The organism is Sandarakinorhabdus sp., assembly GCF_040398665.1.
Lineage (GTDB): Bacteria > Pseudomonadota > Alphaproteobacteria > Sphingomonadales > Sphingomonadaceae > Sandarakinorhabdus.
The window spans coordinates 34638-51421 of the sequence record NZ_JBBATQ010000012.1; the positions used below are offsets into that span (position 1 = coordinate 34638).

The window sequence follows — 16784 nt, forward strand, 5'->3', positions numbered from 1 at the left end:
GCCGGAACGCCGGCGGGGCCCGCCCTGATCTCCGCCGTGAAGATGGCCGGGCGCTCCCCCAGCACCCGGCCATCATTCGTTGCAGCCTCTATTTCCGCCGCGGCGGCGCTTCTGCCACTGTTCCACGGGAACGCCGTTCACCGCGACGATTGCCGCTGGTGGCGCTCGACAGCCGACGCGGCAGTTTCTTCGGCGGCGGCGGGGGCGGCGGTTCCTCATAGTCACCGAGCGCCAGATCGAAGCCCAGCATGGCAAAGCTTTCGGCCATGTGGCTGGGCATGTCGGCCTTGATGTCGAGCGTGCCACCATCGGGCATGGCGATCACCAGCCGCCGGCTGTGCAGGTGCAGTTTGCGGCTGATCCCGCCGGTCAGATAGGATTCCTTGCCGCCATATTTGCCGTCGCCAATCAACGGATGGCTGATCGCGGCGGCATGCACGCGGATCTGGTGGGTGCGGCCCGTCAGCGGCTGGAACTCCACCCAGGCGGCGCGCGCCGCGGCCTTGTCGACCACCCGGTACCGCGTCTTCGCCTTCAGCCCGGTTTCGGGATCGACATGCATCTTCTCGCCGCCGCTGCCGGGCTGTTTGGAGATCGCGGCATCGATGGTGCCGGAGCGGATTTCGGGCACACCCAACGTCAGCGCCCAATAGGTCTTCTTCGCCTCGCGCCCGGCAAATTCCTTGCTGAAAAACGCCGCCGCGCGCGCGGTGCGGGCGAGCAGCAACGCGCCCGACGTATCCTTGTCGAGCCGGTGCACCAGGCGCGGGCGGGCCGCGGCATCAAATTGCAGCGCATCGAGCATGGCATCGACACTGGTGGAAATACCGGTGCCGCCCTGCGTGGCCAGGCCCGGCGGCTTGTTGATGACGATGGCGTGGGCATCCATGTGGATCACCATCGAACGCATATACGCGATCTGATCGGGGTGCAGCGGCGGGCGGACCTTCTCCACCGGGCGGGGTGTTGCCGGTTCGGGCAGCACATCGGGCCACACCAGCGCTTGCCCGGCGCTGATGCGGTCCCCCGGCCCGGCCTTGACGCCATCCAGCCGCACCGCACCGGTTTTCGACCAGCGCGACACGATGTTGAACGTCACTTCGGCATGATGGCGCTGGAACCAGCGATCGAGGCGGATGCCGTCGTCATCCTCGGCAATGATGGCACTGGGCATCAGGAAACTTTCATCAGGCGGGGCTTCGCATCAGCCACACGCCGGCCAGCACGGCGAGCACACTGCCCGCAGTGCTGGAGATGGCATAGGCCGCCGCAAGCGCGATTTCGGCGCGAATGATCATGTTGTAGACTTCCAGGCTGAACGCCGAAAAGGTGGTGAAGCCGCCAAGCACGCCGACGCCGAGCAGCAGGCGCAAACCCTCCACCCCGTCATCCATGCGCGCCAGCCAGCCAGCGAGCAGGCCCATCAGCAAGCCGCCCAATATATTCACGGCGAGCGTGCCGGAGGGGAAGCCGGGGCCAGTCAAGCCGATCACCCAGCGGCCCACACCATAGCGCAGCACCGAACCCAGCGCGCCGCCCAATGCCACCAGCAACATTTGGGAAAAGGTGGCGACGCCGTTCATCGCCACCCCATAGGCCAATGCACCAACCTTGCCAATCATGCCGCAGCGCACCACAATTGCCGCCAAACACGCGGGGTGAAACAGCCATGACCAGCCAACCACAAATCGCCCATTTCGTCGCGCAAACGCGCCAGATGCCGGCAATGATCGATTGGTATGCCAAGGTCTTTGGCGCCCGCCCCGTTCACGCCAATCCGGCAATGACCTTCATGACGTTCGATGATGAACATCACCGCTTCGCCTTCCTCAATCTCGACATCATCGCGCCCGGCGGGCCCGGCATCCGCGGCGACATCGGCGTCAACCACATCGCCTGGACACTCCCCAGCGCCGCCGCCTTGCTCACCCGCTATCGCGATCTGAAGCGCCAAGGCATCCACCCCGTCTGGCCCGTGCACCATGGCCTGACCCTGTCGCTTTATTATGCTGATCCCGATGGCAACCAGACCGAGTTCCAGGTCGAAGCCCTCGCCCCCGGTGAAGCCGCCGTCTTTATCGCCGGGCCACAGTTTGCCGCCAACCCGATCGGCGTTGCCTTCGATCCCGAGTTGTTGCTCGCCCGCTTTGAAGCTGGCGCGTCGGAGGCCGAGCTTCTGGCCCCACCCGAAGGCCCGCCGACCTTCCCGCCGGCGATGCATTGAGCCCGCCGGCTCCTAAACCACCCCGAACGTCCACCCCTCCACCACTGCAATCTGCGGCGTCATCGCCTGCGGGTGCCACCAGTGTGGCTGATGCGCGATGGCGCGCAGGCCGGCGGCCGTGACGATGGCATCGCCGACATGATCAGGAAATATGGCGGAGAAGCCGCCCGGCATGGGCCGGCTGCCGTGGCGGGCGAGCGCCAGATTGAGGCTGTCCACATCGCGCAATTTGCCGCGAAACCCGGCCTGCCGCGCGAAGGCCTGCGCATAGATTTCCAGGATGACCGGGCCGGCCGCGGGCAACGGATCGAATGGCCACACCGACCAATCGAGCCGATGCAGCACGCGCATCGCCGTCAGCGTCGCCTTGCCGACCTGCGACGCGCCGAGCAGCACGAAGTTGGATGTCGGCACGCCCAGCCCGCTGGCCTTGTAGACCTGCTCGGTCAGCCGCAGATGCGCGCGGTCTGCGCGGGGGCCATCGGCGGCGCCAAGCCAGAACGAATCGCGGCGGTGCGCGATGAAACCATGCGCCCCCAGATCAACCTCATCGGCGCACACCGCCTCCACCTCGGCCCACAGGCTGCGCGCCGGCTGGTCAAACGGCGGGACTGCGGCAAAGCCGAAGCCGGCATCCATGCCCACCAGTACATCGCCGGCCAGCCCGCCCAGCCAATCCAGCGCCGCACGGCGCGACCAGACGCCACCGGCGGGCACCACGAGCTGCGGCGGTGCATCACCGGCCGCGCAGACGGCAATCTGGATAGAGGGATGCCGTGCGCCTTTCGCGCCCGACCAGTCGATGCCGACAAAGCGGGTGAACCTCACCGAAGCTCCACAACCTGATTGCAGTCCGCAAGCGCCTGCACGATCTGATCAAGATTGCCCATGAACCGTTCGACCAGTGTTGCGGTTGAACAATTTCCCATTCGCACCCACACCAGTTGCACCGGTTGCCGGGCTTGTGCGGCCAATTGCACGAAGTCCGCATCCTTGCTGACAATGGCCATTGCATCGGCCGCAGCATGTGAAAGCAGCGCAGTATCGGGGGCGTTGGCGGGCAGAATATCCGTCACGTGGACTGCATCGTGGCCAAGTGCGCGCAATTGCACTGCCAAGGCCGGCGACAGCTGCGCATCAATCAAAAATCTCATTCAGCCGCGATCACCAGCGGCTGATCTGTCAATGCGGCTGCATAGGCGAGGCACGCCATTATGTCTTCGCGCTTCAGATAGGGGAACGCTGCCACAAGGTCATCGACACTGTCGCCAGCCGCCAGATACGCAAGCACATCGCGCACTGGCATGCGCGTGCCGGCGACACAGGGTTTGCCGCCCAGCACGTCCATCCGTGATTCAATGCGGCTCATGGCGACCATGACCTGATCATAGCGGTTGCACGGCAAAGCGCCAAGCCGGACCCGGGCCTGCCACGCGAACAAGGCAGCTCACACGCCGCGCGCCTTGCGCTGCGGGGCCGAGGCGCGGCCGGCCCAGGCCCGCTCCACCAGCAGGGCGTTGCGATCCGGATCGGCCGCTGCCAGCCGCACCAGCACGGCGGGCCAGCCGGCATAATGCGGGGTCTGGTAGAAACAGTCGGGATCGGTCGCCATCAGCATCTCGACCGCGTCGAGGCCTGCCGGCAGCACGAAATGATCCGGATCGCGCCCGATGACCACGAACATCTTGCCGCGCACCAGCACCGCATCGCGGCCATAGCTGGTGCCGCGCGTGGCGCCCGGCAACGCCAGCGCCAGTTCGACAATTGCGTCCCAGGTCATCCGCCGTCCCTCAGCGCCGCCCGCCGCAGCTCTTCACGTCGTCTGGCCCATTCTGCCAGACGCTCGGCGATGCGCGCTTCGGTGCCGCGCGGGGACGGCGCGTACAGGATCTGCCCGGCCATGGCTTCGGGCCAATAATCCTGCCCGGAAAACCCATCGGGCGCATCGTGATCATAGGCATAGCCCTTGCCGTACCCCAGTTCCTTCATCAGCCGCGTCGGCGCATTCAGGATATGCGCCGGCGGGGTGAGCGAGCCGGTGGCGGCGGCCAGTTTCATCGCGGCGTTTTGGGCGACATAGGCGGCGTTGGATTTGGGCGCGGTCGCCAGATAGAGGCAGGCGTGGACGATCGCCAGTTCGCCTTCGGGGGAGCCGAGGAAATCAAAGGCATCCTTGGCATCCAAGCACACGCGCAGCGCGTTTGAATCGGCAAGGCCCACATCCTCGCTGGCAAAGCGCACCAGCCGGCGCAGCAGATAGAGCGGTTCTTCCCCGGCCACCAGCATGCGCGCCAGCCAGTAAAGCGCGGCATCGGGATCGGAACCGCGCAAGCTTTTGTGCAGGGCGGAGATCAGCCCGTAATGGCCTTCACGATCCTTGTCATACACGGGCATGCGCCGATGCAGGAACGCTGCCAGTTCGGCGGCATCCATGGGAGCGACGTCCCCCAGACCGAACAGGCTTTCGGCCTGGCCCAGCAGAAACCGGCCGTCGCCATCGGCAGACGCAATCAGCGCGGCACGGGCATCGTCCGTCACCGGCAGCGCACGGCCGGCATGGGCTTCGGCGCGCAGCAGCAGATTGGCCAAGGCCGCTTCATCCAGCCGCCGCACGATCAACACGCGGGCGCGGGACAGGATGGCGGCGTTCAATTCAAAGCTGGGATTTTCCGTCGTCGCGCCGACCAGCGTGATGGTACCATCCTCCATCGGCCCCAGAAAACCATCCTGCTGGGCGCGATTGAAGCGGTGGATTTCATCCACGAACAGCAAGGTGCGGGTGGCCGCCGCCAAGGATGCCTGTCTTGCCTCGGCGAACAATTTCTTCAGATCCGCCACCCCGGCAAACACCGCCGAAATCGACACAAAGCGCATGCCCACCGCGTCGGCCAGCAGGCGCGCAATCGTCGTTTTTCCCGTGCCCGGCGGGCCCCACAGGATCAGGCTGGACAGGCTGCCACCCGCCACCATGCGCGTGATGGCGCCGTCCGGGCCGGTGAGATGCGGCTGGCCGACCACATCGCCGAGCTGGGCCGGGCGCAACTGTTCCGCCAGCGGGGCCGTGCCCGCGGTGGTGGTTTCGGTGCTGCCGAACAGATCAGCCATGCGACAGCCAAGCCGCAAATCGCGTGGGCATGCAAGCCACCTGTCTTGCCGCTGTCATCAAGCGGGCGCACATTCCTGCCCAGGGTCGTGATTGAGTTGGAGAGCATCATCATGCGCCTTGCCGTGTTCAATGTCGAAAATCTGTTCGATCGCGCCCGCGCCTTCGATACCAACAACCAGGCCGTGCTCGATGCCTTCGGCCGCGCCCAGGCCCTGCTCGCCGAACCGGTCTACAGCGCGGCCACCAAGGCGCAGATCATCGCCGAATTCACCACGCTGGGCCTGCTGCGGTCCGACAGCAACGCCAATGTGCTGCTGCGCCAGAGCAAGGGCAATCTGCTGAAGCGCCCCAAGAGCGCGCCGCCAGAAATCGTGGCGAATGGCCGGGCCGATTGGGTTGGCTCGCTGGAATTGAATCGCGCGCCGGTCAACCACGAGGCCATGCTCAACACCGCGCGGGTGATCCGCGACCTTTCCGCCGATGTGCTGGGTGTGGTGGAGGCCGAACATCGTCCGTCACTGGGTGATTTCAATGCCGATATCCTGGGCAGCCCGGTGGTGGGCGGCACCGCCTATCGCCACGTCATGCTGATCGACGGCAATGATGATCGCGGCATCGATGTCGGGCTGATGACCGGGCCAGCGCACCCGATTGGCCTGATGCGCAGCCGCGTCGATGATCGCCGCACCAATGGCAGCCCGCTGTTCAGCCGGGATTGCCCGGAATATCATATCACCACGCCCGGCGGTGCCAGGCTGTTGGTGATGGTGGTGCATTTCAAATCGAAGTTCGGCGGCAATGATGCCAAATCCCAGGCCAAGCGCCGCGACGAGGCGGCCCGCGTCGCGGCGCTCTATCAGGCGCATCGCGCCGCCGGCATCGATCACATCGCCATCATGGGCGATTTCAACGACACGCCCGATTCGGCGCCACTGGCGCCGCTGCTGGCCGGCACCGATCTGGTGGATAGCTTCACCCTGCCCGTGCACGATGACGGCGGCTTCCCCGGCACCCACGGCAATTGCCGGGCGGGCACCAAGATCGATTATATCCTGCTGTCACCGGCAATGGCGGCCGCGGCAACGGCTTCGGGCGTGATCCGAACCGGCATGCGCCCCAACAAGGGCGCACCGCCCTGGCCGATCTATCCCACCCTGACCCGCCAGGTCGAAGCCGCGTCCGATCACGCGGCGCTGTGGGTGGATGTGGCGATCTAGCTCTTGTACCAGGCCTCGACCGTGCCGGTCAGCTTCAGGGTCAGCGGGTTGCCCTTGCGGTCGAGGCTCTTGCCGGCGGCAACGCGGATCCAGCCTTCGGAGACGCAATATTCCTCCACGTTGGTCCGTTCGGCACCGTTGAAGCGGATGCCCACGCCGCGGCGCAGCAGATCCCAATCATGATATTCGCTGCGCGGATTGACCGACAGGCGATCCGGCGGCGTATCGGTGGGCATGCTTGCGGTTTCCGGGGTTTCCGGGGGTTCTGGCTGATCAGTCATGGCGCGCTCTTAAGCGGGCACGGCGGCGTGGGCAAGAAAAAGGGGCCGCCGGCATCTGCCAGCGGCCCCTCATGTTTCCGGTGAAACGGCTCAGCCTTCGGCCGGCTCGTCGTCATCCAGCGCAATGGTGCCCGGTTCGGCGTTCGGATCATAGGCTTCGGTGAAGCCGGCTTCCTCACGCTCGGCGGTGGCATTGATGTCCACCCCGGCCGCCTGCAATTCGGCTTCTTCGGCCGAGCGGGCGATGTTGACCTTGACCATGATCACCACTTCCGGGTGCAGCGCGACCTTCACGTCGTGCACGCCCAGGTTCTTGATCGGCTTGTCGAGCACGATCTGCGCCTTGGTCAGCTTGTGGCCGCCAGCGGTCAGCGCTTCGGCCAGATCGCGGGCTGCGACCGAACCGTAAAGCTGGCCCGTGGCCGACGCTGCGCGGATCATCACCACGCTGGCGCCTTCGATGTCCTTGGATTCGGACCGGGCAATGTCACGCCGCTTGGCGTTGTCGGCCTCGATGCGGGCGCGGTCGTTTTCAAACCGCTTCTTGTTGGCTTCGGTGGCGCGCAACGCCTTGCCGCGCGGCAACAGGAAATTGCGTGCAAAGCCCGGCTTCACATTGACGACATCGCCAATGGTTCCCAGCTTTTCAACGCGTTCGAGCAGGATCACATGCATGTCGGCTGCTCCTTACTTCACGAGATAGGGCAGCAGGCCCAGATGGCGGGCGCGCTTGATGGCCTTGGCCAGCTCGCGCTGCTTCTTGCCCGACACCGCGGTGATGCGGGCCGGCACGATCTTGCCACGTTCAGAGACAAAGCCCTGCAGCAAGCGCACATCCTTGTAATCGATGGCAGGCGCATTCGGACCCGCGAACGGGCACGACTTGCGGCGACGGAAGAACGGACGTCCCATCTACATTCTCCCCTTAATACGCTGCGCGCGGTTCGCGGCGCGGGCGTTCGCCGCCCCGATCACCACGGTCGCCACGATCGCCTCGATCACCGCCTCTGGGGCCATCACGGTCGCCGCGCGGACGGTCTTCGCGACCACCTTCGCGCTCACCGCCACGGCGGGTCATCGCCGACGGCTCGGTGGGCAGCGCATCGATGCGGATGGTCATCGACCGCACGACATCTTCGTTGAGCCCAACCTGGCGCTCCATTTCGGCCACGGCGGCCGGCGGCGCATCAATGGTCAGCATCACGTAATGCGCCTTGCGGTTCTTGGCGATGCGATAGGCCAGGGTGCGCAGGCCCCAATATTCGGTTCCGGCGACACTGCCCTTGTTATCGGTCAAAACCTTCGTAAAGCCTTCCGTCAGCGCTTCAACCTGAGCTGTGGTCAGGTCCTGTCGCGCGAGGAAGACATGCTCGTAAAACGGCATGCATCTCTCCTGTGCCGATCGTTGACGCCGCCCCATGCGAACGCCCCTCCGGCTTGCTTCTTCACCGCGCGAGGACAGGCCCGGCCCGGTGAAGCGGCGCGTATGTGGCATGACACCAAAGATTGCAAGCGATTCTCCCCTGTGGAACAAGGGTCGCGGGGTCGGGGGCGCGCAATGCAATGCTGACAATCACGATTGCAAGCGATCACTGACATGCAGCGCCTTCTCACCCGGCGGCCGATCCTGGCCTATGTGTCGTGCTGCTACGCGCTCACCCTGCTGGCGTGGGGCGGACTGCTGCACTGGCGTGGGCGGGAGCCGATCGATGCCCTTTTTGAACATCCCGGCAGCATATTGCTGATCTATCTGGGTGCCGGTGCCCCGGTGCTGGCGGCGCTGACGCTCAGCGCCCTGGCCGGCGGCCGGGCCGGCCTGCTGCACCTGATGGATCGGTGGCGGCGGTGGCGGGCGCCGCTTTGGGTGTGGATCGCGACCTTGTTGCCCATCGCCCTGCCAATGCTGTTGTTGGTGCTGGTCTTCCTGGCGGGTGGGCCGTCAGGGGCGCCGGTCTGGCCGGGATGGGGGGCAGTGGTGCCGCCGGCTTCGCTGCTGCTGATCCTGGGCGGCCCGCTGTGCGAGGAACTGGGCTGGCGCGGCTATCTGCAGCCCAGGTTGCTGGGGCGCGTGCGGCCCTGGCAGACGGCGTTGCTGATCGGCACGATCTGGTGCTTCTGGCACGTGCCACTGTCGTTCACGCCGGGGACGACGCCGCCCCTGGCAACGGCGTCCGATTGGGCAATCTATTGGCTGGGCATGGTCAGTTCATCCGCGCTTCTCATCGGCCTCTTGTCAGCCTGTCGCGGCAGTGTGCCGGTGGCGATGGCCTATCATTGGGCTGGCAACGCCTCCGACCAGATCGTGCGACCGCTGTGGCCGAACGCAGACCCTCAGGTCTGGGCCACATTGGCGCCGCTGGAACTGGCGCTGCGGACAATATTGGCTGTGGCGATGCTGGCCTGCCTGGCGCGAACGGCGGCCCGGCCATAGCGGACATGCCGGCCTGTTACAGCCGTTCACGCACGACGGCGATCAGGCCCGGCAGATCGGCGATGCCGCCAAGATCCGTCGCACTCACCAGCTCACGCAGCACACCGTCTTCCTCCAACGCCATCAGCGGCAACGGCCAATCCGCCGCCGCTGGAAACGCCTGCCGAAAATCCGGCCGGTGGTGAAACACCAGATCTATGCCCAACCCATCGAGAAACACCCGCCAGTCGCGCCGCATCGAGGTGAGGCCATAGGTGACGGCGCAAAGCTGGCAGGGGTAGGTGGATGGCGACACGATCTTGTGCACGCTGTCCATCACCCCTGCCGCAAGGCCGGCGTTGGCGTTGTAGACGATGACGAGCCTACGCATGGGGCCGCTTCACCCCGCCGCCGTCATGGCTTGCCGGCCGCGCTTGACCGTCAGCTTGTTGAGCGCATTCACATACGCCCGCGCCGATGCCACCAGCGTGTCGGTGTGGGCGCCGGTGCCGCGCACGGTGCGGCCATGTTCGGCGAGCACCACGCTCACTTCGGCCTGGGCATCGGTGCCGGCGGTCACCGCGTGCACCTGATAGAGGTTCAGCGCGGCATCCTCATGCGGCACCAACTTGCGGATGGCGTTGAACAGCGCATCCACCGGGCCGTTGCCGCGCGTGGCCGCCGTGGCCTCCACGCCGTCCACCGACAGGGTCAGCACCGCGCGCTGCGGGCCGTTCGAACCGCAATAGACTTCCACTTCCAGCACCTGAATGCGGTCATGCCCGCGCAGCACCTCATCGTCGACCAGCGCAACGATATCCTCGTCGAACACCTGCTTCTTGGCGTCGGCCAGATCCTTGAAGCGCTTGAAGGCATCGCCGAATTCATTGTCGGACAGGTCATAGCCCATTTCGGCCAGCTTCGACCGGAACGCCGCCCGGCCGCTATGCTTGCCGAGCACCAGCGACGTGGCGCCCTGCCCCACCGAATCCGGCGTCATGATCTCGTAGGTTGAGCTGTCCTTCAGCATGCCATCCTGGTGGATGCCGCTTTCGTGGGCAAAGGCGTTGGCGCCGACCACGGCCTTGTTGGCCTGCACCGCCATGCCGGTGATGCCGCTGACCAGCCGGCTGGCGCGGGTGATTTCGGTGGAGACGATGCGCGTCTGGTAGGGCATCACATCCTGGCGCACTTTGAGCGCCATGGTGATTTCCTCCACCGCGGCATTGCCGGCGCGCTCGCCGATGCCGTTGACCGTGGCCTCGCACTGGCGTGCCCCGGCCATGATCGCAGAAAGGGTGTTGGCCACCGCCAGCCCCAGATCATTGTGGCAATGGGTGGAAAAAATCGCCTGATCGGCGTTGGGCACGCGGGTGAGACAATCGCGGAACATCGCGCCATAGGTTTCCGGCGTGGCATAGCCCACCGTATCGGGCAGGTTGATCGTGGTCGCGCCATGTTTGATCGCGGTTTCGACGGCCCGGCACAGGAAATCCGGATCGGAACGGGTCGCGTCTTCGGCCGACCATTCGACATCGCCGCACAGGTTGCGCGCCAGGCTCACCGACATGCGGATCGCCTCGATCACCTCGTCGGGTGATTTGTTCAATTTCACCCGCATGTGCAGCGGCGAGGTGGCGATGAAGGTGTGGATGCGCGGGTTGCGTGCGTCTTTCAACGCCGCCCATGCCCGCTCGATATCGGCCGGCGCGGCGCGGGCCAGGCTGGCGACGATCGCGGTATCGCACAGGCGCGCCACCGCCTGCACGGCTTCGAAATCGCCTTCGGAGGCAATGGCAAAGCCCGCCTCGATGACGTCAACGCCCAGCGCTTCGAGCTGGGCGGCGACCTTCAATTTCTCTTCCAGATTCATCGAGCAGCCGGGCGATTGTTCGCCGTCACGCAAGGTGGTGTCGAAGATGCGGATATGGTTCGGGGCAATGATGCTCATGGGTATGGCCTTGTCGATCTATGCGGAATTTCCTGGGCGGTTCATCCCCTCAAGGCGCAAGGCCGAGGGACACAGCCCAACAGCCCGATCACGCCCGAGGGCGGATAAGTCGCAGAAGGGCGCGGGCAGACACAAAAGCCATGGCGTGTGCATAACCCCAAGTGCAGCCACAGCGCAAGATGCCCGCTTGCCTCGCGCCGATTTTGCCGGCTTGTTGTGAACATGGCCGATATCTTCACCAGCATCGACATCAGCTCGGCGGTGCAACAGGCGCTGGCCCCGGTGTTTCTGCTCACCGCGATCGGCGGGATGCTGAACGTGATGGTGCACCGGCTGTCCCGGGTCGTTGATCGCGCGCGGCACCTCGAAAGCCAGATCGCCGGTTACCCGGCCGAGCGCCGCCGCCTCGCCATGGGTGATCTGGCCGTGCTGGCCAAGCGCATGTCGGCGGCCAACTGGGCCATCGCGCTGTGCACCCTGGCGGCGCTGCTGGTGTGCATCGTGGTGGCGCTGCTGTTCCTGGAACAATTGCTGGGCGGGCGGTTGCAGCAGGTGATCGCCTGGCTGTTCGTGGCTGCCACGCTGCTGCTCACCGGCGGGCTGTCGCTGTTCCTGTGGGAAGTGCAACTGGCGTTGCGCAGCGTGCGGGTACGCGCAGCGGAGATGCTGGAGGAGCGGCGGTAAGGTTCGCGACCGAGCGATCTCACCAACAAGCACAAGTCATCCTGAACTTGTTTGGCAGCGCAAAGCAAGTTCAGGATGGCTCGGTCCCTATCGGGCAGGAAGGCCGCTCAATTGCGGGCCTTGTCCACCAACTGGTTCTTGGCGATCCACGGCATCATCGCCCGCAGCTTGGCACCCGTCTCCTCGATCTGGTGCGCCGCCGCGGCCTTGCGCGACGCCTTCAGTTCCGGCTGGCCGGCGCGGTTGTCGAGGATGAAGTTCTTCACGAAGCGCCCGCCCTGGATATCGGCGAGCACGCGCTTCATTTCCGCCTTGGTTTCGGGCGTGATGATGCGGGGGCCAGTGGTGATGTCGCCATATTCGGCGGTGTTGCTGATCGAATAGCGCATGTTGGCGATGCCGCCTTCATACATCAGATCGACGATCAGTTTCACTTCGTGCAGGCATTCGAAATAGGCCATTTCCGGCGCGTAACCGGCCTCGACCAAGGTTTCGAAACCGGCCTGGATCAGGTGGGTGAGGCCGCCGCACAGCACAGCCTGTTCACCGAACAGATCGGTTTCGCACTCTTCGCGGAAGCTGGTTTCGATCACGCCGGAACGGCCACCGCCAACGGCAGAGGCATAGGACAGCGCGATATCATGCGCATTGCCGCTGGTATCCTGATGGATGGCGATCAGGCAGGGCACGCCGCCGCCCTTCTGATATTCGCCGCGCACGGTGTGGCCGGGGCCCTTGGGCGCGATCATGAACACGTCGATATCAGCGCGCGGCTCGATCAGGCCGAAATGCACGTTGAGGCCATGGGCAAAGGCCAGCGCGGCGCCGGGCTTCATGTTGGCGGCCAGATCGTCGGCATAGATGGCGGCCTGATGCTCATCGGGGGCCAGCACCATCACCACATCGGCCCAAGCCGCGGCTTCGGCGTTGCTCAACACCTTGAAGCCAGCACCTTCGGCCTTCTTCGCGGTCGCCGAACCGGCGCGCAGCGCGATGGCAACGTCAACAACACCTGAGTCCCGCAGATTCTGCGCATGGGCATGGCCCTGGCTGCCATAGCCGACAATGGCGACCTTCTTGGCCTTGATCAGGCCGACATCGGCATCGGCATCATAATAAACGCGCATGATCGTTCACTTCCTTCTTGGCTCCCCTCCCGCTTGCGGGAGGGGCTGGGGGTGGGTCTCACCGCCCTAACGACACATTGGGGTCGCGGGACGAATGCCCACCCCCGGCCCCTCCCGCAAGCGGGAGGGGAGAATTCACGCCGCCTCCGCGCCGCGGGCGATGGCCACAACCCCGGTGCGCGCGACCTCCACCAGGCCGACCTCGCGCATCAGGGCGATGAACTGGTTGACCTTGTCGGTCGATCCCGACACTTCGAACACGAAACTGTTGGTGCTGGTATCGACCGGCCGCGCCCGGAAGATATCGGCCAGCCGCAGCGCTTCCACGCGCTTGTCGCCGGTGCCGGCCACCTTCACCAGCGCCATCTCGCGCTCGACGTGGGGGCCCAGCGCCGTCAGATCCAGCACGCGGTGCACCGGCACCAGCCGGTCGAGCTGCGCCATGATCTGCTCGATCACCGGCGGCGGCCCGCTGGTGACGACGGTGATGCGGCTGACCAGATGATCATCCGACACATCGGCGACGGTCAGGCTTTCGATATTATAGCCGCGCGCCGAAAACAGACCGACGATGCGGGCGAGCACACCGGCTTCGTTGTCGACGAGGATCGACAGCGTGTGCCGCTCGGGAGGGAGGTGTTTCATGGCTTACACCAGCGCCTTCGCATCATCATCCGCCGGGCCGACCTCGTCCGCCGCGCTCAGGATCATGTCCGTGTGCGCCGCGCCCGACGGGATCATCGGGAAGCAATTGGCCAGTTTCGACACCCGGCAATCCACCACCACCGGGCCGGGGTGATCGAGCATCGCCTGGATGCCCGCATCGAGATTGCCGGGGCCATCGATGACGACGCCCTTCCAGCCATAGGCCTCAGCCAGCTTCACGAAATCCGGCAGGCTGTCGGAATAGCTCTCGCTGTACCGGCTGCCGTGGTTCAGTTCCTGCCACTGGCGCACCATGCCCATATATTCGTTGTTGATGATGAAGATCTTCACCGGCAGGCGATATTGCGTCGCCGTGCCGAGTTCCTGGATGTTCATCTGGATGCTGGCTTCGCCGGCGATGTCGATCACCAGCGCGCCCGGGAAGGCCAGTTGCGCGCCGATGGCGGCGGGCAGGCCATAGCCCATGGTGCCCAGCCCGCCGCTGGTCAGCCACTTGTTCGGCTCGTGGAAACCGAAATGCTGCGCCGCCCACATCTGATGCTGGCCGACTTCCGTCGAGATGATCGGCTTCTTCGCCTTGGTCATCTCGTACAGCCGCTGGATGGCCTTTTGCGGCAGCAGCGCTCCAGACGGATCAACGCCCTTCTGCTCAAAGCCGAAGCTGTTGCGCGCGCGCCAGCCGGCGATCTGTGCCCACCAGGGCGCGAGGTCGGCCGGCGCATGCCCACGCGCGCGCCAGACCTTCATCATATCCTCCAGCACAGAGCCAACGTCGCCCTGGATGGTCAGATCGACCCGCACCGTCTTGTTGAAGCTGGAGCGATCGATATCGACATGAATCTTGCGGCTGGTGGGGCTGAACGCATCCAGCCGCCCGGTGACGCGATCATCGAAACGCGCGCCCAGGCAGACCATCAGGTCGCAGCGGTTCATCGCCATGTTGGCTTCGTAAGACCCGTGCATGCCGAGCATGCCGAGGAACTGCGGATGATCGGCCGGCAGCGTGCCCAGGCCCATCAACGTGCTGGTCACCGGCGCACCGCTCGCCTTGGCGAGTTCGCGCAGCAACTGGCTGGCCACCGGGCCGGAATTGATGATGCCGCCGCCGGTATAAAGGATCGGGCGCTCGGCCGCGGCCAGCATGTCCACCGCCGCTTCGATGGCGGCGAGATCGCCCTTGACCTGCGGCTTGTAGGTCTTGTGCGCAATGGTGCCCGGCTTGATATAGCGCGCCTTGAAAATCTGCACATCCTTGGGGATGTCGATCACCACCGGGCCAGGTCTGCCTGAACGCGCGATGTAAAAGGCCTCGTGCAGCACCGGGCCGAGCCTGGCCGTGTCCTTCACCAGATAGTTGTGCTTGGAACAGTGGCGCGTGATGCCGACCGTGTCGCATTCCTGGAAGGCGTCCGTGCCGATCAGATGCGTCGGCACCTGGCCGGTGATCACCACCAGCGGCACCGAATCCATCAGCGCATCGGTGATGCCAGTCACCGCATTGGTGGCGCCGGGGCCGGAGGTGACCAGCACCACGCCGACCTTGCCGCTGCTGCGTGCATAGCCTTCAGCGGCATGCACCGCAGCCTGTTCATGGCGCACGAGAATGTGGCGGATGCGATTCTGCTGGAACAGCGCGTCGTAAATCGGCAACACGGCGCCGCCCGGATAACCGAACACCACCTCAACGCCGAGATCGATCAGCGCCTGCACAACGATTTCGGCGCCGGCAATCTCCAGGCCCATGATCTGCTTTCCAGAATGACATATCCACAATTCGGCGGACGGCTGCTGTTAAGAGAAGCAAAATGCTGCGTCAACCCCAAACTGCGTAATTTTCATGCGCAAAATGCCGGTATTGAAACAATATTTGGCAAGTTTGCTGTCTACAATCCGTCGCCGATACAACAAGACCCCCGCCGCGATGCGACGGGGGCCTGCAGTACCAGCCCCGGCGAACCGGGGATGGCGATCAGGTTCAGGCGGCCACCACGGTCGGGCGGCGACGGCGCAGGCCGAAGCCAACCATGCCGAAACCGGCGACCAGCATCGCCCAGGTGGCCGGTTCCGGAATGGCCGGGATCACGACATCGGCGGCATCGGTGGTGCTGATGGCGAACACGCGATCAACCACGACGTCCTTCGACGGATCGCCGTTGGAGTTGAATACCAGCGCGGTCGGGTAGAAGCCCGGCGACACGATCTGGCCAACACCGGTGGCGTAGAACCAGGTTTGCCCCGTCGAAGAACCGGTGATGTTGGTCATCGCCACCGGAATGCTCAGAATGGTGACCTTCAGGCTGGAATTGTTGACGTTGGCGAGGCCATTGGCGGTCAGATAGAAGCTGAAGCCGACGCGGTAGTTGCCCGGCGTCAGATAGGTGAGCTGGGTAAGGCTCTCATTCACCGACAGGTCACTGACGAAATAAGCCGCCTTGGTGCCAACGGCGTCCGGGCTGCCCGAGCCGACAACATTGTCAGGGGTCACAGCTTCGCCAAACGCGCCGCCCGGATAGCTGGCGCCGCTTCCATAAGCGATGACGCTGGCCGGATAGACATCGCCAACCGTGCCGGACTTGGTCCAGCCGGTGAACGCAGTGGAACCGACAGTGCCGGCTTCGAAGCTGCCGTTGGTGATCAGGTTGGTGACGGCCAGCGCAGGCGTGGCGGCGACCAGGGCCGCGGCGATGGAAAGAGCAACTTTAACACGCATTTCAGATTCCCTTGCAACCATGTTGCAGCCGGGCCTGGCTGCACATTTGGTTTATAAGCAATTAACGTGCCAGTTTTGGCGACCCCTTTATTTCCATGTAGTTAAGTAAAAGTTAACGTCAACCAGAACGCGCAGTTGTAAAGCCAGCCGACACTTTTGAGGCGTTTTTGAAAAAGCCGGTCCGCAGCGACCGCGCGGCTGCCCGCCGACACGCCGGCAACGGCCGCTGCGCGCGCACGGATCTGGTGTGGAAAGCCGGTGTTATCACATCGCCACGCGGCCTGCGCCAAGCTGGCCCCAAAACGGGCTGGAGACCGCTTGCGCATATGTTGATCAGCGCCTCTCGGCCATCGGGAGAGGCGATTTGCCGGCGTCAACAAGACGGTGAAATTGTGCTTTGCGGCGCCG

The 16784-nt window shown here is 64.8% G+C and carries 21 protein-coding genes; 4 read left to right on the forward strand and 17 right to left on the reverse strand.

Features of this window, described 5'->3' with window-relative positions; genetic code table 11:
• Positions 1-88: 88 nt before the first annotated feature.
• Entirely contained in the window at positions 89-1174 is a 1086-nt protein-coding gene (locus ABWP22_RS13730; protein ID WP_353200548.1) for an RluA family pseudouridine synthase, read from the reverse strand.
• A gap of 13 nt (positions 1175-1187) precedes the next feature.
• Positions 1188-1583, reverse strand: coding sequence for a fluoride efflux transporter CrcB (gene crcB / locus ABWP22_RS13735; RefSeq protein ID WP_353200619.1), 396 nt, complete (start codon positions 1581-1583; stop codon positions 1188-1190).
• An 86-nt stretch (positions 1584-1669) separates the two neighbouring features.
• On the opposite strand from crcB, the gene ABWP22_RS13740 reads away from it, so the two are divergent.
• Positions 1670-2224, forward strand: coding sequence for a VOC family protein (locus tag ABWP22_RS13740; protein ID WP_353200549.1), 555 nt, complete (start codon positions 1670-1672; stop codon positions 2222-2224).
• Between the two features lie 12 nt (positions 2225-2236).
• Here the strand turns inward: ABWP22_RS13740 and ABWP22_RS13745 are convergent, their stop codons facing one another.
• The 5 genes from ABWP22_RS13745 to ABWP22_RS13765 form a co-directional block, all read right to left on the reverse strand.
• Positions 2237-3052 (reverse strand): hypothetical protein, encoded by an 816-nt coding sequence (locus ABWP22_RS13745; RefSeq protein ID WP_353200550.1) that lies wholly within the window; start codon positions 3050-3052, stop codon positions 2237-2239.
• Positions 3049-3378: a DUF5615 family PIN-like protein gene (locus ABWP22_RS13750; protein WP_353200551.1), complete on the reverse strand. Its 330-nt coding sequence runs from the start codon at positions 3376-3378 to the stop codon at positions 3049-3051. The genes ABWP22_RS13745 and ABWP22_RS13750 overlap by 4 nt, the downstream gene beginning before the upstream one ends.
• A complete protein-coding gene (locus ABWP22_RS13755; RefSeq protein ID WP_353200552.1) occupies positions 3375-3593 on the reverse strand; it encodes a DUF433 domain-containing protein in 219 nt (72 codons plus the stop codon). Before ABWP22_RS13755 ends, ABWP22_RS13750 begins: the two co-directional genes overlap by 4 nt.
• Positions 3594-3671: 78 nt before the next feature.
• Positions 3672-4004, reverse strand: coding sequence for an MmcQ/YjbR family DNA-binding protein (locus ABWP22_RS13760; RefSeq protein ID WP_353200553.1), 333 nt, complete (start codon positions 4002-4004; stop codon positions 3672-3674).
• Positions 4001-5329 carry a replication-associated recombination protein A gene (locus ABWP22_RS13765; RefSeq protein WP_353200554.1) on the reverse strand — a complete coding sequence of 443 codons (1329 nt, stop codon included), beginning with the start codon at positions 5327-5329 and terminating at the stop codon, positions 4001-4003. The genes ABWP22_RS13760 and ABWP22_RS13765 overlap by 4 nt, the downstream gene beginning before the upstream one ends.
• A gap of 87 nt (positions 5330-5416) precedes the next feature.
• On the opposite strand from ABWP22_RS13765, the gene ABWP22_RS13770 reads away from it, so the two are divergent.
• Positions 5417-6547 carry an endonuclease/exonuclease/phosphatase family protein gene (locus tag ABWP22_RS13770; protein ID WP_353200555.1) on the forward strand — a complete coding sequence of 377 codons (1131 nt, stop codon included), beginning with the start codon at positions 5417-5419 and terminating at the stop codon, positions 6545-6547.
• On the opposite strand, the gene ABWP22_RS13775 is transcribed toward ABWP22_RS13770, so the two are convergent.
• The 4 genes from ABWP22_RS13775 to rpsF form a co-directional block, all read right to left on the reverse strand.
• A complete protein-coding gene (locus ABWP22_RS13775) occupies positions 6544-6828 on the reverse strand; it encodes a DUF3297 family protein (protein WP_353200556.1) in 285 nt (94 codons plus the stop codon). The genes ABWP22_RS13770 and ABWP22_RS13775 overlap by 4 nt on opposite strands.
• Before the next feature lie 90 nt (positions 6829-6918).
• On the reverse strand, positions 6919-7503 hold the full coding sequence (gene rplI / locus ABWP22_RS13780; protein ID WP_353200557.1) for a 50S ribosomal protein L9: 585 nt from the start codon (positions 7501-7503) through the stop codon (positions 6919-6921).
• A gap of 12 nt (positions 7504-7515) precedes the next feature.
• Positions 7516-7740 carry a 30S ribosomal protein S18 gene (gene rpsR, locus ABWP22_RS13785; RefSeq protein WP_353200558.1) on the reverse strand — a complete coding sequence of 75 codons (225 nt, stop codon included), beginning with the start codon at positions 7738-7740 and terminating at the stop codon, positions 7516-7518.
• Between the two features lie 13 nt (positions 7741-7753).
• Positions 7754-8212, reverse strand: a complete 459-nt coding sequence (gene rpsF, locus ABWP22_RS13790; RefSeq protein ID WP_353200559.1) for a 30S ribosomal protein S6 — start codon at positions 8210-8212, stop codon at positions 7754-7756.
• A gap of 213 nt (positions 8213-8425) precedes the next feature.
• Between rpsF and ABWP22_RS13795 the strand changes: the two genes are divergently transcribed.
• The gene (locus tag ABWP22_RS13795; protein ID WP_353200560.1) at positions 8426-9259 is read left to right on the forward strand and encodes a CPBP family intramembrane glutamic endopeptidase; all 834 of its coding nucleotides are present in this window, start codon (positions 8426-8428) and stop codon (positions 9257-9259) included.
• A gap of 16 nt (positions 9260-9275) precedes the next feature.
• Here ABWP22_RS13795 and ABWP22_RS13800 read toward each other — a convergent pair whose 3' ends face one another.
• Together ABWP22_RS13800 and ABWP22_RS13805 are read right to left on the reverse strand one after the other, a co-directional pair.
• A complete protein-coding gene (locus ABWP22_RS13800) occupies positions 9276-9629 on the reverse strand; it encodes a hypothetical protein (protein ID WP_353200561.1) in 354 nt (117 codons plus the stop codon).
• A 9-nt stretch (positions 9630-9638) separates the two neighbouring features.
• Positions 9639-11189 (reverse strand): 2-isopropylmalate synthase, encoded by a 1551-nt coding sequence (locus ABWP22_RS13805; RefSeq protein ID WP_353200562.1) that lies wholly within the window; start codon positions 11187-11189, stop codon positions 9639-9641.
• Positions 11190-11411: 222 nt separating this feature from the next.
• On the opposite strand from ABWP22_RS13805, the gene ABWP22_RS13810 reads away from it, so the two are divergent.
• Positions 11412-11873, forward strand: a complete 462-nt coding sequence (locus tag ABWP22_RS13810; RefSeq protein ID WP_353200563.1) for a DUF2721 domain-containing protein — start codon at positions 11412-11414, stop codon at positions 11871-11873.
• Positions 11874-11980: 107 nt separating this feature from the next.
• Here ABWP22_RS13810 and ilvC read toward each other — a convergent pair whose 3' ends face one another.
• The 4 genes from ilvC to ABWP22_RS13830 form a co-directional block, all read right to left on the reverse strand.
• Positions 11981-13000, reverse strand: coding sequence for a ketol-acid reductoisomerase (gene ilvC / locus ABWP22_RS13815; RefSeq protein WP_353200564.1), 1020 nt, complete (start codon positions 12998-13000; stop codon positions 11981-11983).
• Positions 13001-13135: 135 nt separating this feature from the next.
• Positions 13136-13645 carry an acetolactate synthase small subunit gene (ilvN, locus tag ABWP22_RS13820; protein WP_353200565.1) on the reverse strand — a complete coding sequence of 170 codons (510 nt, stop codon included), beginning with the start codon at positions 13643-13645 and terminating at the stop codon, positions 13136-13138.
• Between the two features lie 3 nt (positions 13646-13648).
• On the reverse strand, positions 13649-15409 hold the full coding sequence (locus ABWP22_RS13825; protein WP_353200566.1) for an acetolactate synthase 3 large subunit: 1761 nt from the start codon (positions 15407-15409) through the stop codon (positions 13649-13651).
• Positions 15410-15641: 232 nt separating this feature from the next.
• Positions 15642-16376 (reverse strand): PEPxxWA-CTERM sorting domain-containing protein, encoded by a 735-nt coding sequence (locus ABWP22_RS13830; RefSeq protein WP_353200567.1) that lies wholly within the window; start codon positions 16374-16376, stop codon positions 15642-15644.
• Between the last annotated feature and the right edge of the window lie 408 nt (positions 16377-16784).

Excerpts from the sequence above, each read along its gene's own strand:
- ilvC (WP_353200564.1), bottom strand. The coding sequence starts at position 13,000 with ATGCGCGTTTATTATGATGCCGATGCCGATGTCGGCCTGATCAAGGCC.
- ABWP22_RS13775 (WP_353200556.1), bottom strand. The coding sequence starts at position 6,828 with ATGACTGATCAGCCAGAACCCCCGGAAACCCCGGAAACCGCAAGCATG.
- ABWP22_RS13810 (WP_353200563.1), top strand. The coding sequence starts at position 11,412 with ATGGCCGATATCTTCACCAGCATCGACATCAGCTCGGCGGTGCAACAG.
- ABWP22_RS13800 (WP_353200561.1), bottom strand. The coding sequence starts at position 9,629 with ATGCGTAGGCTCGTCATCGTCTACAACGCCAACGCCGGCCTTGCGGCA.
- ABWP22_RS13730 (WP_353200548.1), bottom strand. The coding sequence starts at position 1,174 with ATGCCCAGTGCCATCATTGCCGAGGATGACGACGGCATCCGCCTCGAT.
- ABWP22_RS13805 (WP_353200562.1), bottom strand. The coding sequence starts at position 11,189 with ATGAGCATCATTGCCCCGAACCATATCCGCATCTTCGACACCACCTTG.
- rpsF (WP_353200559.1), bottom strand. The coding sequence starts at position 8,212 with ATGCCGTTTTACGAGCATGTCTTCCTCGCGCGACAGGACCTGACCACA.
- ABWP22_RS13830 (WP_353200567.1), bottom strand. The coding sequence starts at position 16,376 with ATGCGTGTTAAAGTTGCTCTTTCCATCGCCGCGGCCCTGGTCGCCGCC.
- ABWP22_RS13765 (WP_353200554.1), bottom strand. The coding sequence starts at position 5,329 with ATGGCTGATCTGTTCGGCAGCACCGAAACCACCACCGCGGGCACGGCC.
- crcB (WP_353200619.1), bottom strand. The coding sequence starts at position 1,583 with ATGAACGGCGTCGCCACCTTTTCCCAAATGTTGCTGGTGGCATTGGGC.
- ABWP22_RS13795 (WP_353200560.1), top strand. The coding sequence starts at position 8,426 with ATGCAGCGCCTTCTCACCCGGCGGCCGATCCTGGCCTATGTGTCGTGC.
- ABWP22_RS13760 (WP_353200553.1), bottom strand. The coding sequence starts at position 4,004 with ATGACCTGGGACGCAATTGTCGAACTGGCGCTGGCGTTGCCGGGCGCC.
- ilvN (WP_353200565.1), bottom strand. The coding sequence starts at position 13,645 with ATGAAACACCTCCCTCCCGAGCGGCACACGCTGTCGATCCTCGTCGAC.
- ABWP22_RS13750 (WP_353200551.1), bottom strand. The coding sequence starts at position 3,378 with ATGAGATTTTTGATTGATGCGCAGCTGTCGCCGGCCTTGGCAGTGCAA.
- ABWP22_RS13825 (WP_353200566.1), bottom strand. The coding sequence starts at position 15,409 with ATGGGCCTGGAGATTGCCGGCGCCGAAATCGTTGTGCAGGCGCTGATC.
- ABWP22_RS13740 (WP_353200549.1), top strand. The coding sequence starts at position 1,670 with ATGACCAGCCAACCACAAATCGCCCATTTCGTCGCGCAAACGCGCCAG.
- rpsR (WP_353200558.1), bottom strand. The coding sequence starts at position 7,740 with ATGGGACGTCCGTTCTTCCGTCGCCGCAAGTCGTGCCCGTTCGCGGGT.
- ABWP22_RS13755 (WP_353200552.1), bottom strand. The coding sequence starts at position 3,593 with ATGAGCCGCATTGAATCACGGATGGACGTGCTGGGCGGCAAACCCTGT.
- rplI (WP_353200557.1), bottom strand. The coding sequence starts at position 7,503 with ATGCATGTGATCCTGCTCGAACGCGTTGAAAAGCTGGGAACCATTGGC.